The organism is Amycolatopsis sp. NPDC102522 (genome assembly GCF_055584485.1).
The window spans coordinates 884,900-900,116 of the sequence record NZ_JBVJLY010000002.1; the positions used below are offsets into that span (position 1 = coordinate 884,900).

The 15,217-nt window shown below is 69.0% G+C and carries 11 protein-coding genes; 8 read left to right on the plus strand and 3 right to left on the minus strand.

What is annotated here, in order from left to right:
* Positions 1–94 precede the first annotated feature (94 nt).
* On the plus strand, positions 95–1,525 hold the full coding sequence (locus ACZ6YV_RS10075; RefSeq protein ID WP_465509265.1) for a UvrD-helicase domain-containing protein: 1,431 nt from the start codon (positions 95–97) through the stop codon (positions 1,523–1,525).
* Positions 1,522–2,184: a DarT ssDNA thymidine ADP-ribosyltransferase family protein gene (locus ACZ6YV_RS10080; RefSeq protein WP_465509266.1), complete on the plus strand. Its 663-nt coding sequence runs from the start codon at positions 1,522–1,524 to the stop codon at positions 2,182–2,184. Before ACZ6YV_RS10075 ends, ACZ6YV_RS10080 begins: the two co-directional genes overlap by 4 nt.
* Here ACZ6YV_RS10080 and ACZ6YV_RS10085 read toward each other — a convergent pair.
* A complete protein-coding gene (locus tag ACZ6YV_RS10085; RefSeq protein WP_465509267.1) occupies positions 2,179–2,649 on the minus strand; it encodes a molybdenum cofactor biosysynthesis protein in 471 nt (156 codons plus the stop codon). The genes ACZ6YV_RS10080 and ACZ6YV_RS10085 overlap by 6 nt on opposite strands.
* Positions 2,628–3,122, minus strand: a complete 495-nt coding sequence (gene msrA, locus ACZ6YV_RS10090; RefSeq protein ID WP_465509268.1) for a peptide-methionine (S)-S-oxide reductase MsrA — start codon at positions 3,120–3,122, stop codon at positions 2,628–2,630. The genes ACZ6YV_RS10085 and msrA overlap by 22 nt, the downstream gene beginning before the upstream one ends.
* 108 nt (positions 3,123–3,230) lie before the next feature.
* On the opposite strand from msrA, the gene ACZ6YV_RS10095 reads away from it, so the two are divergent.
* The 5 genes from ACZ6YV_RS10095 to ACZ6YV_RS10115 all read left to right on the plus strand — a co-directional run bounded on the left by ACZ6YV_RS10095 (position 3,231) and on the right by ACZ6YV_RS10115 (position 13,418).
* On the plus strand, positions 3,231–3,557 hold the full coding sequence (locus ACZ6YV_RS10095) for a hypothetical protein (RefSeq protein ID WP_465509269.1): 327 nt from the start codon (positions 3,231–3,233) through the stop codon (positions 3,555–3,557).
* Between the two features lie 87 nt (positions 3,558–3,644).
* Entirely contained in the window at positions 3,645–5,138 is a 1,494-nt protein-coding gene (locus ACZ6YV_RS10100; RefSeq protein WP_465509270.1) for a TIGR02677 family protein, read from the plus strand.
* Positions 5,135–6,355, plus strand: a complete 1,221-nt coding sequence (locus ACZ6YV_RS10105; protein ID WP_465509271.1) for a TIGR02678 family protein — start codon at positions 5,135–5,137, stop codon at positions 6,353–6,355. Before ACZ6YV_RS10100 ends, ACZ6YV_RS10105 begins: the two co-directional genes overlap by 4 nt.
* Positions 6,352–10,338 (plus strand): TIGR02680 family protein, encoded by a 3,987-nt coding sequence (locus ACZ6YV_RS10110; RefSeq protein WP_465509272.1) that lies wholly within the window; start codon positions 6,352–6,354, stop codon positions 10,336–10,338. Before ACZ6YV_RS10105 ends, ACZ6YV_RS10110 begins: the two co-directional genes overlap by 4 nt.
* A gap of 65 nt (positions 10,339–10,403) precedes the next feature.
* Entirely contained in the window at positions 10,404–13,418 is a 3,015-nt protein-coding gene (locus ACZ6YV_RS10115) for an AfsR/SARP family transcriptional regulator (protein WP_465509273.1), read from the plus strand.
* A gap of 1 nt (position 13,419) precedes the next feature.
* Here the strand turns inward: ACZ6YV_RS10115 and ACZ6YV_RS10120 are convergent, their stop codons facing one another.
* Complete coding sequence (locus tag ACZ6YV_RS10120; RefSeq protein ID WP_465509274.1) at positions 13,420–13,851, minus strand: hypothetical protein; 432 nt, start codon at positions 13,849–13,851, stop codon at positions 13,420–13,422.
* Positions 13,852–14,000: 149 nt separating this feature from the next.
* On the opposite strand from ACZ6YV_RS10120, the gene ACZ6YV_RS10125 reads away from it, so the two are divergent.
* Positions 14,001–14,867, plus strand: a complete 867-nt coding sequence (locus tag ACZ6YV_RS10125; protein ID WP_465509275.1) for a DUF4394 domain-containing protein — start codon at positions 14,001–14,003, stop codon at positions 14,865–14,867.
* The last annotated feature ends 350 nt before the right edge of the window (positions 14,868–15,217 follow it).

The following is a 15,217-nucleotide window of genomic DNA, read 5'->3' on the forward strand; positions in this document are numbered from 1 at the left end:
TCTACTGAATCAGAAGTCTCAGGCTTCGAACTCTGCTGTTTTCGCAATTGCAGGACATGCCAGCAGAGCTTGATCATCATGCAATACTCCCCGAATGGGGTACAAGCTCCCTGAACCGCAGGGGCAACAACGTGAGGTCGTCTATCTACGAGGCAAGGGGCACTGCGTCGCACTGGGTGTAGCCGGCAGCGGCAAGACGGTCATGGCCGTCAGGCGTGCTCGCTATCTGGCGACAGTGCCCGGCTTGGGCGGACCAACCCTGCTCATCACGTTCAACGGTGCGCTGGTCACTTACTTGAAGAGTCTGGTCGACGAAGAATCCGGTATCACGGTCGAGCAGTATCACCTGTTCGCGCGCCGTGCCCTCCGGGAACACTTCGGGAAGAGCCCGCGAATCGCTGGAATTGCCACCAGAAACAACCTGATAGCGCGGGCCTTGAAGGATGTTCGTCTCGTTACCACAGAACGATCCGCAGTCTTCAGGAAGCCGGTGCGATTTTTCGCGGACGAGTTCGACTGGCTGGACGGGAACGGAATCGACGACTTCGACGAGTACTTGAGCGGGGATCTCGAACGGATCGGACGCGGATCGAACCTGCCCAAGGCAGACCGGCTGGTTGTCCACCAGGTTTATCGTCGATACAAGGAGCTGCTGGCAAGCGCGGGCTTCGATCTGGACTGGTCGAGTCTGGCGAGTGAACTCTTGCGTACCGTCAACAACGAAGTGGCTGCGCATGGCTATCGACATGTCGTGGTGGATGAGGGGCAGGACTTCACCCCTGAAATGATCCGGTCGCTGGCTGCGTTGATACCCGAAGACGGCTCCCTGACCTTCTTCGGCGACTACGCGCAGCAGATCTACGGTAGCCGGATGTCTTGGAAGTCCCTCGGGCTCAAGGTCACAGGCGGAAGGCTGGTGCGGTTCGATCGCAACTACCGCAACACGCGCCAGATCGCGCAGCTAGCGAAGGCGATATCCGACTATCCGAGATTCGGCGACGGAATCGATCTGGTGAAACCAACCGCGCCCGTCCGTGCTGGTGAGCCTCCAGTTCTGGACGAAGCCGAGTCGGATTCCGACCTGATCAGGGTGGCGGCGCGCTACGCCACACATCTCTGCATCGATCGGAATACCAAGGCGAAGGACCAGCGCGTGGCGGTGCTCTCCAGGGATGGTGCGCTCACCGAGCGAATCGCCAGACTGGTGGACCGGCAGCGAACGATCAGGCTACACAAAGGCATGACCAAATGGGACCAGTCTCCAGGTGTCTACTACGGCCCATACAGCGAAGCACGGGGTCTGGAGTTTGACACCGTCGTACTCCCATTCCGTGCCGAGGACGAGCTGCCGCCGGAGGCGAGCATCGACGCCTTTGGGTTGGACGAGGCCAAAGTACGTCAAGCTCGGGAGTTGTACGTTGCTGTGACGCGGGCCCGCACCGATGTCGTCCTCATCCATCACGGCCGACTGGCAAGCGTGCTTCCCGTAGCCGAGTCCGGCCTCTATGAACTGATGAGCTCATGAACGAGATCCTGAGCGAAGTCGGACAGCGAGGGATCACCAGGTTGTGTCACTTCACCAGGGCTGCGAACCTGGCGCACATACTCGCGAGTGAAACCTTGCAAGACGTCGCATACCTGCGAGACTCCGCCGATGCTTACCGCCCTACCGACGAACACAGGCTGGACGGGCACCTCGGCCATATTTCCTTCAGTCTCGAATATCCCAACGCCTGGTACTTCAGGGAAGCGCGCAAGCGAGACGAGCAGTTCCTAGAGTGGGTGGTGCTGTCGGTGGATCCGGTACTGCTGGACACACCGGGTACCAGGTTCTGTCCACACAACGCCGCAAAGCGTTCAGGCCGCGGTATCCAGGACGGCCTCGACGGCTTCGAAGCGATGTTCGCCGAGCGTGTGGGACAACGTTTACGCGAACCCAGGCACCCGCCTTGGTGGCCGACGGACGATCAAGCGGAAGTGTTGATTCCCGGCCCGATCCCGATCAGCGCGGTTCGGAGCGTGATCCTCCAGAGCGAGGAACAGGCGGCGTTGGAGGACTTCCGGCTTCGAGAGATCGGGCTGAAGACACACCCTCCGTTCGTCGTCGCACCTGATGTTTTTGAGACGGACAAGCTGTCGTCGCAGCTCAGGAAGGGCATAAGGCCGCCCGAACTCGCGCTATGAGATCTCTACGGGACCCACGCGTAAGACGCCGTCGTCCAGCGGCACGCAGCGCTTCCCACCGCGGCCACGAAGAGCAGCGAAAGTGCCGGGAGGGTAGACGACGTCCATCCACCCACAGGGATTCGCGGGCCGGTGCACCTCGAAGCACACAGGACCATCGCCAGAGTCCAGCGTGACAACGGACCCCCGGGGCAGAGCGTCCACATCAAAGCCCGAGAGCACGATGTTCCGCCGAGCCAGCAGCGGGTCGCCGGGGACAACCGAAGAGAACAGCGTCACCGCGGCCGAGCGATGCGCGGGGTGGTTGAAGTACCGGTCCCCGACCAGGCCCAGCCCCGCGCGCACCTCGACGAGGTCGCGCGAGACCGGCACCGGATCAGGGCGCGGCCCCAAAGAGGGACGGCCTTCGTAGGCGTGCACGGAAGAGACGTGCAGCGCGACGATCAGCGCTCGCCCAGTTGCCATTCCGGCCGCACGTAGTGGCAGGTGTAGCCGTTCGGGATGCGCTCCAGGTAGTCCTGGTGCTCCGGCTCGGCTTCCCAGAAGTCGCCGGCCTGGGTCACCTCGGTGACGACCTTGCCCGGCCATTTGCCGGAGGCGTCGACGTCGGCGATCGTCTGTTCGGCGACCTGCTTCTGCGTGTCGTCCGCGTAGTAGATCGCCGACCGGTAGCTCGCGCCGAGGTCGTTGCCCTGGCGGTCGCGGGTCGTCGGGTCGTGGATCTGGAAGAAGAACTCCAGGATCTGCCGATACGACAGCCGGGCCGGGTCGAAGACGATCTCGATGCCTTCGGCATGCGAGCCGTGGTTGCGGTAGGTCGCGTTCGGCACGTCGCCGCCGGTGTAGCCGACCCTGGTGGAGACGACTCCGGGGTGCCGGCGGAACAGGTCCTGCATGCCCCAGAAGCAGCCGCCCGCGAGAACAGCCTTTTCCCTCACTGTTGATCTCCTCTGGTCGTTGACACCCAGTACAACGTGTCCCACCGCCCCTGTCATCCCCGTCCAAGTGTGACGGAACGCTTACGTCCCCCGCGCGTCTCACACTGGGTGAAGCTCCTGCTCGCGGTACTGGCCCTCCTGCTGGCCGGCTGTGCGACGGCACAAGACGCCCCAAGGCCCGAAGATGCCTTCAAGTTCGGCGGGATCTCGATGCCCGCGAGCGGCAAGGTGCTGGAGACGAAGTACGAGAGGGGCATCGACGTGATGTACCGCGTCGACCTCACCCTTCCGCCGGAGGACGTCCCTCAGCTGCTCAAGGCGTCCGGCTTCGCGCCCGGTGTCATGAAGGACGACCAGCTCGTCGACGGTCGCCGCGTGTTCCGCGAGGTCACCGTCGACGGGGCCACCGTGCACCTCAGCCTCTTCACCACGTGAGTACTCAGCGTTAAAAAGATGGGCCGTTCGGACTCGTCTGGGTGACCCCCTAACGTGTAGCTCCACGCACCATCCGCCGGAGGACGCATGGATCCGTTCCGTGTACCGCCCGAGCTGTTCCGTTTCACCGACGGGAGCAGATCCGGGCTCCCCCTGGCGATCCTTCATGCCTTCAGTGAGGCGAACGAGCGGCTCGAGACGGCGCTCGGCATCGACGACGTCCGCACGGAACTGCGAGCGGTCGGCTGGCTCGAGACGCTGGACGACGATGAGCTGGTCAGGGCGCTGGACCAGCTGAGGAGCCAGAGCCACCTCGACGTCGTCCAGAACCACGCGGGCGACTATCGGACGGCGTCCGAGTACGAGCGCCGCAACCTCCAGTACTCGCTGACCAGGCAGGGCGAAGCGGCGTACGCGGGTGTGGTCCGCGCGAACGAGGTGCTCAACGCCACCGGCGCGCTGCAGACGGCCACCCTCGACGCGCTGGGTGAGCGGCTCGGCGAGCTCGCGAAGCAGCTTGAAGACGGCACCGACAGGCGCGTGTTCAGCACGCTCGCCGAGGTCGAGAGCCATCTTGAGGCATTCCGCGACAACACGAAGCGCTTCAACGGCGACCTCCAGCGTCTCCTGCACGCCGAAGCCGATCTCGTGACGTTCCACGAGGTCAAGGCAGCCACTGTCGCGTATCTGCAGGAGTTCCTGAACGACCTGGAGCACCACACCCACACGATCGCCACCCGCATCAAGGAGATCGACGACCACGGCATCGAGCGGGTGCACCGGCGGGCTCTCAACGGCGCGGCCCTGCAGAGCCCTGATCAGCGCTGGCTCGACGTCCGCGAGGCGCGTTGGGCCGGGCTGCGCGCGTGGTTCCTGCCCGAGGACGGCGCGGAGCCGCGGGTCGAGGACCTGCATGTCCTCGCGCGGCGGGCGATCGTCACGCTTCTGCAGGTGCTGGACCGGATCACCGAGTCGCGGCGGCGCGCGAGCAGCGCGGTCGCGGATTTCCGTGAGCTGGCGCGGTGGTTCACCGTCGTCCCCGCGCAGGAGGACCTGCATCGCCTGTGGTCCACGATGTTCGGGCTGAGTTCCGCGCGGCACGCGCATCTCGCCCACGCGGACCCGGAAGTGGTCAGCACGACGGCGTCGTGGCTCGACGCGCCGCCTGTCGAGGTGTCCGAACTGCTCCGGTCGGCGGGCCGCACCGAGCGGTTCACCAAGACCGGACGCGTTCGCGACGTCACCGCGATCCGAGCCGCGCGAGTCCAGCAAGCGATCGCGGAGCGCGCCGAACTCGAAGCCGCCTGGAGCATGCTCGACACCGGTGGGGTCGTGCGGCTTTCGGCGTTCGAGAAGCTGGACCACACCGTTTTCGAGCGGCTGCTGGACCTGCTGGGGCAGGCGCTGGGCAGCCCTGTCGGCGCGGACGGCACCCGGCGGAGCACGACGTCCGACGGCCAGATCGAGATCGTCCTCCGGCCGCCACCCCAGGGCGCGGTGGCCCGCTTGACCACCACGAGCGGCGTCTTCCGGGGCCCCGACTACGAAATCGAGATCAGCACGGCCGGAGGCGGTGCGTGAGCCTTACGAACCAACTGGTCATCGCGGAACGCGAAGAGGTCGCACGCGGGATCCGGGCGCTGCTCGCCAAGCCGCTGATCGGCGAACGCGGCTCCCCCGAGACCTTCGACCTCATCCGGCGCCGCCGCGAACCCATCCGGCAGTGGTTCGACTACTACTGCGGCTGGACGCTCACCGTCGAACCCCGGCTCGGCTACGCCCGGCTGGTCAAGGTCCGCGCGGCCGTCGATCCCAGCCGTCCCGCCCGGCGGCTGAGGTCCGGGCGCGCTGCTTTCGACCGCCGTCGTTACGTCTTGCTGTGCGTGGCGGCGGCCGAACTGCTCACGGTGCCGGTGACCACCATCGGCCTGCTCGCCGGCCGCGTCGCGCACGCGAGCGCCGCCGACGACCTCGTGACCACGTTTGACGTCGCTTCCCGGGCCGAGCGCCTCGCGTTCGTGGACGTCCTCAAACTGCTGGAGTCCTACGGCGTCCTCCAAACGGCCGACGGCGACGCTGAGTCCTTTGTGGACGAAGTCACCGCGAAGGTGCTGTTCCGGGTCGACGCGACGCTGTTGCTGCGGATGCTCGCCGCACCGGTCGGGCCGTCGCAGCTGGCCGTACCCGCCGACGACGTCGCGCTGCGGTTCGAGGAACTGCTGGAGGCGGTGTCGCACGAGCAGCGCTACGGCCTCTCGTCGGGCCGCCACGAGGACACGCCGAGCGCTTCGGACGTCCAGCGGAACCTGTGGCTCCGGCACACCGTCTTCCGCCGTCTCGTCGACGATCCGGTGCTGTACTTCGCCGAGCTGACCGCGGAGGAGCGCGCGTACCTCGGGTCGCCGACCGGGCGCCAGCTGCTGCGGCGTGCCGCGGAACAGGGCGGTTTCGTCCTCGAAGAACGCGCGGAGGGCGTGCTGCTCGTCGACGTCGACGGGCTGGCCACCGACGAGAAGTTCCCGGACGACGGGAGCAACGCCAAGGTCGCCGCGCTCCTGCTGCTCGACGCGCTGGACGAGCCGCGGACGACCGACTACCTGCAGAAGGCGACCGCCAAACTGCTGAAACGGTTCCCGCGCTGGGCCAAGACCTACCGGGGCAAAGACGGCGTGCGACGGCTGACCGTCGACGCGCTCGCCGTGCTGACCGGTTTCGGGCTGGTCCGCGCCGAAGCCGAACTCGTCCGGCCGCTCCCGGCCGCCGCGAGGTACACCGACCGCAACGAGGAGGCGCCGTGACCGTGACGAGGTGGATCCCGTCCCGCGCGGGCATCCTCAACATCTGGCGCTACTACGACGAGATCTTCGAGTTCCACGACGGGCGCCTGCTGCTGCGCGGCCCCAACGGGAGCGGGAAGTCCAAGGCGCTGGAGCTGCTGCTGCCGTTCCTGTTCGACGCGAGCCTGCGCGCGAACCGGCTTTCGACCTTCGGCACCAGCGAGCGCAGCATGCACTGGAACCTGATGGGCGAAGGCGCTTCCGGCGCGACGCGCGTCGGGTTCGTCTGGCTCGAATTCGGCATGGCCGGGGACAAGTGGTTCACCTGTGGCGCGCGGCTGCAGGCCAGCACGCACACCAGCACGGTGCACGCCGACTTCTTCACCACCGGACTGCGGATCGGCGACGGCCTGTCGCTGGTCAACGAGGCAGGCCAGCCGCTGACCAAGAACGCGCTGGAGGAGGCCCTCGGCGAACAGGGCACCGTGCACGCCGGCGCGGCCGAGTACCGCACGGAGATCCGCGCGAGGCTGTTCCCCACCTTGAGCGAGCAGCGGTACGACGCGCTGATCACCGCGCTGCTCCAGCTGCGGATGCCCAAACTCTCGCAGCGGCTCGACCCGAGCCTGCTGTCCAACCTGCTCTCCCGCGCGCTTCCGCCGCTGGGGCAGCAGGAGATCGCCGATCTCGCCGAGGGATTCGAACGGCTCGACGCGCAGCGCGAGCGGCTGGGCTCGCTGGAGACCGAGGTCGACGCGACCCGCGCGCTCGCCGCGCGACAGAAGACCTACGCCCAGCGTGTGCTGCGCGCTGGCGCCGCGAACCTCATCGCCGCGACCACCGAACTCGACGACCTCGCCGCGGCCGCCCGCCGTTCGGCCGAGGAGTACGACGAGGTCGCCGCGCAGAAGGAGACCGCCGAGGAACGCGCGGCGAAGCTCGAAAAGGACGTCGAAGAGACCGGAGCCCGCCTTTCCGGGCTGACCGAGTCCGAGTCGTACCAAAAGGGCCAGGAGCTCGACAAGCTGCGGCAGCGGACCCTGTCCACGACGGAGAAGGCGGAAACGCTCCGCGCGGACGCCGATCGGCTCCGGACCGAGGCGGACGCCGACGAGGAGCGGTCGCGAGCGGCGCAACAGGTGGTGAAGCGCCAAGCCGACCTCGTCCGCGCGCAGGAGACCGAGGTCCGGGCCGCCGCGACCCGCGCGAACCTGGCAGGCGTGCACGACGAACTCGTCGCCGGTCTGGGCGGGGCGGCCCGGCTCCGCCCGTTGCTGCAGGCCGCCGTCCGCGGCAAGCGTGACCAGGTGGAGACCCTCGGCCGGGCGCTGGACAAGCACGAACGCGCCGTCGGCCGCCGTCACCAGGCCGAGGCGGATCTGGACCGGGTGCGGTCGGATTTCGCGGCCGCACAGGAGAAACTGGACCTCACGACGGCGACCCGCGAACTCGCGCTGAGCGATCTGCGGACCCGGCTCGCCGAGTGGGCGATCGGCTGCCGCGAGCTGCGCTTCCCCGACGTGGAAGCGCTCGTGCGGGAGGCCGAGGCGGAAGTCGCGCTGCTGGGCAGGATCAGCGCGGTCGCCGAGACCGTGCTCGAAGACATCATCCGGCGGGAAGCTGCGACCGGTGCCGCGCTGGCCACCGCGCGCGCCGAGCACGACGAACTCCTCGTCGAGGCCGGCGTGCTCGAAACGGAGGACGTCCTCACTCCCGCGTCGCCGCGCACCAGGACGACGGACCGGACCGAGATGCGCGGCGGACCCCTGTGGCGGCTGGTCGATTTCGCCGACTCCGTCCCGGCGGGCACGCGCGCCGGAATCGAGGCCGCGCTCGAAGGCGCCGGGCTGCTGGACGCCTGGGTGAACTCCCACGGTGTCGTCGACGGCCACGACGTACTCGCCGAAACCGGGACGCTGCCGGTGGCCTCCGGCCGTTCGCTCGCCGACGTCCTCGTACCGGAACCCGACGCCGGAGTCGCCCCGGCGAAGGTCCGGCGGGTGCTGGAAGTGATCGCGTTCGACGACGAGCTCCCCACCGGCCCGGCCGCGATCGGCGCGGACGGCAGCTGGCGGATGGGCAGCATGTCGGGCAGCTGGACGAAGGAAGCCCCGTCCTACATCGGTTCTTCGGCCCGCGATCATGCCAAGGAAAGCCGGATCGCCGAGCTGCGGGACGAGATCACCGGCCGCGAGAAGACCATCGCCGAGCTGGAAGACGAACTGGCCGCGCTGCGCGGCAGGCGCGAACTGATCAAGATCGAACGCGCCGCCCGCCCCGGTCACGACGATCTCCTTGCCGCGACCGGGGAAATGACCACGGCCGAGGCCGACCTGACCGCCGCCGACGCCGCCGTCCGGCACCGGGAGACGGCCGTGTCCGCGCTGGAGGCCGAGGCCAAGACCGCGCTGCACGAGCTGACCGGCCAGGCGTCCGACCACGGGCTGCCGACCGAACGCGCGCCGCTGGCCGCGCTCGCCACGGCTCTGCGCACCTACTCCGACCAGGGCGAGAACTGGCTGTACGAACACGGGAACCTGTTCACGGCGACCCAGCGGGCCGGGACGTTCGCCGAACAGTCGGACCGGTCGGCGGGGAACGCGGTCCGCCGTGAGGACGAGGCTTCCGAGGCGGAGGCCGAGCGCACGAAGCTCACCGCGATGCTGGACGCGATCGAGGGATCCGTCGGCACCGGCTCGCGCGAGGTGCTCGCCGAGATCGACGGCCTGCGCACGAAACTGCGCGAGCTCTCGGGCGAACTCCGCACCGCGAACTCCGACGCCAAGGAGCTGGCCGTGGCGCTGGGCGCCCTCGGCGTCCGGCGCACGAACGACGCGCGGGCCCGCGAGGACGCCGCCAAGAAGCAGGACGCCGCCGCGCTTCGGTTCCGAAAGCTCGCCACCAGCGTCTTCCCCGCCGACGGCGGCATCGAGGACCTGCCGAAGTTCCAGGCCACCCTGTCCGCCTCCGAGGGGGTGCGGGCGGCGCTCGACACGGCCCGCCTGGTGGCCGCGGCGTGGCCGTCCGTGCCGCACGCGACGGGCAACCTCGGCGAGGCGCTGCACCGGCTTTCCGAGGCCGTGCACACCTGCCGGAACACGCTCAGCTCGCGCGCGGAACTCGATCTGGAGACCGACGAGGACGTCCAGATCTTCACCGCCGTCGTCGACGGGCTTCGGGTCGGCGCGGCCGAACTGCTGAAGATCCTTTACGCGGAAGCGGAACAGAGCAGGCACGAGATCACCGGCCGCGAGAGCGACCTGTTCGACAAGACGCTGACCGGCGACACCCGCCGCCATCTCGCGGCCCGCATCCGGCAGGCCAACGACCTTGTCGATCGCATGAACGCGCGGCTGGAGCGGGTGCGGACCGCGTCCAGGGTCGCCGTCCGGCTGGTCTGGCAGGTCTCCCCCGACCTGCCGCCGGGCACCAAGACCGCGCGGGACCTGCTGCTGAAGGATCCGGACGAGCTGACCGCCGAGGATCGCGTGTCGCTGCACAAGTTCTTCCGTGAACGCGTCGAACAGGCGAAGGCCGACGACACCGCGACCAGCTGGGAGCAGCAGCTCGCGCAGGTCTTCGACTACACGTCCTGGCACCGGTTCGTGGTCAAGGTGGACCGCGCGAACGGGGCGGGCTGGCAGCTGCTGACCAAGAAGCTGCACGGCGCGCTTTCCGGTGGGGAGAAGGCGATCGCGCTGCACCTGCCGCTGTTCGCCGCCGTCGCCGCGCACTATCAGGCCGCGCCCGAAGCACCGAGGGTGATCCTGCTCGACGAGGTGTTCGTCGGCGTCGACACCACCAACCGGGGGCAGGTGTTCGCCCTGCTGTCCGCACTCGACCTGGACCTGATGCTGACGTCGGACCACGAGTGGTGCACCTACGCCGAGCTAGGCGGTGTCGGGATCCATCAGCTCATCACGGGCGGGGACGGCGACGACGCGGTCACCACGGCCCGGTTCACCTGGAACGGTCACGACCTCCTGCCCGCCGAACCGCGTTAGCCTGAGCGGCCCCTTTCCGCCGTTCTTCCTTGTGCGGCGCGTGACGGCTCGCTACGTTCCTGCCGGTGGCGCCGACGGCTGTGCGGATCCAAGTGCTGGGTTCGCTGCGCGTATGGCTCGACGGGGCGGAAGTCGACCTCGGCCCACCGGGCCGCCGCGCCGTCCTGGGGTTGCTGGTCCTCGCCGGCGGCGAAGCGATGTCCAAGCAGGACCTGGTGGACGCGCTCTGGGGCGAACGGCCGCCGCGCAGTGCGGTGAACGTCCTTCAGACGCACGTCAAACACCTGCGGCGACTGCTGGAACCCGATCGGCCGTCGCGGTCGGGGAGCGAGATCCTGCCGTATGTCGGCGGTGGCTACGCGCTGCGCTGGGACGCCGTCGAGATCGACCTGCCCCACGTCCGAGGGCTGGCCGCCGAGGCGAACGACGCCCAGCGCGACGGCGAGACCGCCCGTGCCGCGGCCCTGCTCGGCGAGGCCCTGCGCCGGTGGCGCGGCAAACCGCTGGCCGACATCCCCTCGCTCACAACGCATCCGAAGGTCGTGGCGCTCATCTCGGAACGCCGTGCGCTGCTCGCCAGGTACGGCGACGCGATGCTCGCCATCGGCGCCCCCGACGAAGTGCTGACCGAGCTGGTCGAAGCCGCCGCGGACCAGCCGCTGGACGAGCCCGCGCAGGCCCGGCTGATCCGCGCGTACCACGGCGCGGGCCAGCGGGCGACGGCTTTCCGGCTCTACCAAGAGGTTCGCGGGCGGCTCGTCGAGGAACTGGGGGTCGAACCCGGCCCCGAACTCCTCGTGGCGCACGCCGCCCTGCTCGACGACGGGGAATCGCCGCCCGGTCCCCGTCCCTCGGCCCGGGTCCCCCGGCAGCTGCCCGCCGAACCGCCCGGGTTCACCGGCCGGACGACCGAACTGTCCATTTTGGACGAACTGGTGCCGAAGGCTGGCGGCTCCGGCGGCGCCGTGGCGCTCGCGGCCATCACGGGGACGGCGGGCGCGGGGAAGACCGCGCTGGCCGTGCACTGGGCGCACCGGGTGAAGGACCGGTTCCCCGACGGGCAGTTCTACGCGAACCTGCGCGGCCATTCGCCGGGCCCGCCCGCGACGGCACTCGAAGTGCTCACCCGGTTCCTGTCCGCACTGGAGGTCCCCGCCGAACGCCTGCCCGCGGACACGGAGACCGCGTCCGCGCTGTACCGGACGCTGATGACCGACCGGAAGGCCTTGGTACTACTGGACAACGCCGCCGACCTGGACCAGCTCCGGCCGCTGCTGCCCGCCGGGCCGGGCTGCCTGGTGCTGGTGACCGCCCGGGACCGGATGACCGCGCTGGTCGCCCTCCACGGCGCCCGGCGGCTCACCCTGGGCATGCTGGATCCCGGCGAGGCGCTGGAACTGCTCGCGCGGGTGCTCGGTTCCGAGTGGATCCGGGCCGAACGCGAAGCTGCCGCCGAGGTGGCCGGGCTGTGCTCGTATCTGCCGCTGGCGCTGAGGATCGCCGCGGCCAACCTCGCCGACTACCCCGGGAACGGCATCGAGGACTACGCCATCGAGCTGCGCAAGGGCAATCTGCTCGCCGCGCTCACCGTGCCGGGTGACGAGCAGATCGCCGTCCGGACCGCGTTCGACCTTTCCTACGCGGCCTTGCCCGCCGAGACCCGCCGGGTGTTCCGGCTGCTGAGCCTGGTGCCGGGCAACGACATCGGCGTCGAAGCGGTCGAGATCCTCACCGGCGCGGAGCGGGCGGGCGAGATCCTGGACACGCTCGCGGGCGCGCATCTCGTCGAGCAGCACGCGCCGGACCGCTACCACTTCCATGACCTGCTCCGCCGTTATGCCGCCGATCGCCTGACGTCGCGGGAGTCCCCCGCCGAAAGCGGATCCGCCCGCCGCCGGTTGCACGAGTGGTACCTGCGTGGCGTCGACAGCGCGGCGAAGCTGGTGTACCCGCACATGTTCCGGGTTCCGCTGTCCGTGCCCGACGGCCCGGCTCCCACCGCCGCGAAGGACAACGCGGCCGAATGGCTGGAGACCGAACTGGGCAACCTCGTCGCCGTCGTCGAGGACGCGGCGCGGAACGGGCCTCGTCCGGTGGCCTGGCTGCTGGCCGACGCCCTGCGCGGCTACTTCTGGATGTCGGTGCGCCAGGTGGAATGGCGGGCGGCCGCCGGGGCCGCGCTGTCCGCCGCCGAGGAGGACGGCGATCCCCGCGCCCGCGCGTCCGCCCGGTTCAGCCTGGCGGACCTGAGTTTCCGTCAGGGGCGGTACCGGGAGGCCGTCCGGCACTACACCGGCGCGCTCGTGCTCGCCCGGCGCTCGGACTGGGTGGAAGCGCAAGCCGCCGTGCTGGGCAACCTCGGTTGCGCGTACTGGCAGTCCGGACGGCTTCCGGCCGCCGCGGTGCGGTTCTCCCGGGGGCTGGAGCTGAGCAGACGCGCCGGCAGGCCCGCCGGGGAAGCCGTCGCGCTGGGCAATCTGGGGCTCGTCCATTGGGAGATGGGCGACCTGCCCAAGGCGGCGATGCACTACGTCCAGGCCCTGCGCCGGTATCGCGGGATGGGTTCGCGCTACGGGGAGGCGATCAACCTGGCCAACCTCGGCCAGGTGCAGCACGCCTGCGGCCGGACCACCGAGGCGGCCGGACTGCTCGCCAAGGCCCTCGTGCTGCACCGGGCGGCCGGGAACCGCGCCGGGGAGGCGGAAACGCTCGGCAGGCTCGCCTCGGTGTACTGCGATCTCGGCCGCCTCACCGACGCGCTCGACCACGCGCGCGACGGGCTGCGGCTCGCGCGGGAGACCGGCGAACCGCGAGGCGAGGGCGAAGCGCTCGTCGCACTCGCGAGCGTGCATCGGCGTACGGGCCATCGGCAGGACGCCGTCCGCCGGTACCGGCAGGCCCTTGCCCTGCTGCGGGAAACCGGCGACCGGTACCCCGAGGTCGACGCGCTCATCGGGCTCGCCACCGCCACCGGAGACCTCGGCCAGGCCCGGCAGGCGCTCGCTCTGGCCGGCCAGGCGGGCTACGGCGCGCTGCGAAAACGGGCGGCGGCCGCCGTCGAGGCAATCCTCCGCGCCTGATTCACGCCGCGGCGATGCCGCTGGTGGTGTCGTACGCGCCCGCGGGCTCGAAGGTGACGACGACCCACGGGTTGACGCCGTGTTCCTTGCCCGCGTTGTCCGTGCAGGAGAACTCGCTCATGTCGAAGGCGGTCCACCGGCCGCGTTCGTCCTTGGTCGGCCGCACCGACTCCTCTATCCGGCCGATCCAGCGGCAGGCCGCGGAATGCACCCGCGCTGTCACCGCGGGAGCGACCCAGACGATCGCCCCACCGTCCGCGCACCACGAAAGGTTGTAGGTATAGGTCCATTTCCCGGGTTCTTCGAGTACGACCGGTTTGATGGTCCTGACCCCGGACGCGCAGTCCCGGGCGGCGCTCGCCTCGTCGGTGGCGGCGAACGTGAGGCCTGCCCACAGGACCACCGAACCGGCAAGAACGTTCTTGATCGTCATCGCTCCCCCTGAATCCGTCGTCGTTCCACTGTTCCGCCGCTTCCCGGCACCCGCAAGGCGCCGGACGCCGGATCCAATCGACGTCCAATGGCCGTCCAGTGCCACCCAATAGCTTGTGATCACACCAGTTTCCGGCGAGGGGAGTACTGATGAAGGAACGACTGAAGAGAGCAATGGTCGCGACGGCCACCACGGTGACCGTCGCGGCGGCACTCGTCGTCGGCACCGCGAACACGAGTTCGGCACAGGCCGCCGGTCAGTGGGCGTTCGCGATCTCGTCGGACGGCAAGCTGATGGCCTACTTCAACACCACCGCGCCCCACGTGCTCAACTGGGTCCGGCTCGTACAGGGCCTCACCTGCGGGGAAAGCGGCCTGATCGGGATCGATTTCCGGGTCCAGAACGGCCTGATGTACGGGCTGGGGAACAACGGCTGCATCTACACGATCTCGACCCCGCCCACGACACCCGACGTCGTCGTCACGAAGGTCTCGCAACTGAGTGTTCCTTTGGAAGGCAAGAACTTCGACATCGACTTCAACCCGGCCGCCGACCGGCTGCGGGTGATCAGCGACACCGGCCAGAACCTGCGGCACAACCTCGGCGACCACGTCACCACCGAAGACACCATCCTGACCACTCCGCCGGCGGGCGGGCCCACCCGGGGCGTCACCGCCGCCGCCTACACGAACAACGACCTCAGCCCCGACACCGCGACCACGTTGTTCGACATCGGCACGGCCACTGACCAGGTGCTCGTCCAGGCGCCCGCCAACAACGGATTCCTGAGTCCGACCGGAGCGCTCGGCATCAACACCGGCCCCGTCGCGGGCCTCGACATCTTCAGCGATCTGACCAACGGCAAGACGACCTCGGCGAGCGCGTTCGCCGTACTCAACCCGGCGTCCGGTCCGTCGGTGTTCGCCACCGTCGATCTGCTGACGGGCGCGGCGACCAAGGTCGGCGAGTTCCCGCTGCCGATCGGGGATGTCACGATCGCGCTCGACACGTACTGAGCCGGGTTGTCCGGGCTTTCTGGGTGGTAGGGCTGTTCGGTGTCCGGTTCCCGGTCCTGGCCGGACACCGGACGGCTCTACTCGTCGCCTGCCTCGTCGGGCTTGATGTGAGTCGAAGAGGCTTCCGGCTGTTGCCGGAAATCGGCAATGCCTTGTGGCGTCTGGATGATCGAAAAGTGTCGGTGGTCGGTCGTATGTTCGATGGGTGGACATACGCGAAGCCACCTCTGTGGCGCAACTCAGAGAACTCACCGGCCCGGACGTCTTGGAGTCGGTCAACGGTGCCGTCTTTTCCTTGGAGGACAGCGATTGTGTTGCTGTGGCGCAGGCGGCGTCGGCGGGGATCGCGC

Coding starts and splice junctions, on each gene's coding strand:
- ACZ6YV_RS10075 (WP_465509265.1), top strand. CDS start 95: ATGGGGTACAAGCTCCCTGAACCGCAGGGGCAACAACGTGAGGTCGTC.
- ACZ6YV_RS10080 (WP_465509266.1), top strand. CDS start 1,522: ATGAACGAGATCCTGAGCGAAGTCGGACAGCGAGGGATCACCAGGTTG.
- ACZ6YV_RS10085 (WP_465509267.1), bottom strand. CDS start 2,649: ATGGCAACTGGGCGAGCGCTGATCGTCGCGCTGCACGTCTCTTCCGTG.
- ACZ6YV_RS10100 (WP_465509270.1), top strand. CDS start 3,645: ATGGATCCGTTCCGTGTACCGCCCGAGCTGTTCCGTTTCACCGACGGG.
- ACZ6YV_RS10120 (WP_465509274.1), bottom strand. CDS start 13,851: ATGACGATCAAGAACGTTCTTGCCGGTTCGGTGGTCCTGTGGGCAGGC.
- ACZ6YV_RS10125 (WP_465509275.1), top strand. CDS start 14,001: ATGAAGGAACGACTGAAGAGAGCAATGGTCGCGACGGCCACCACGGTG.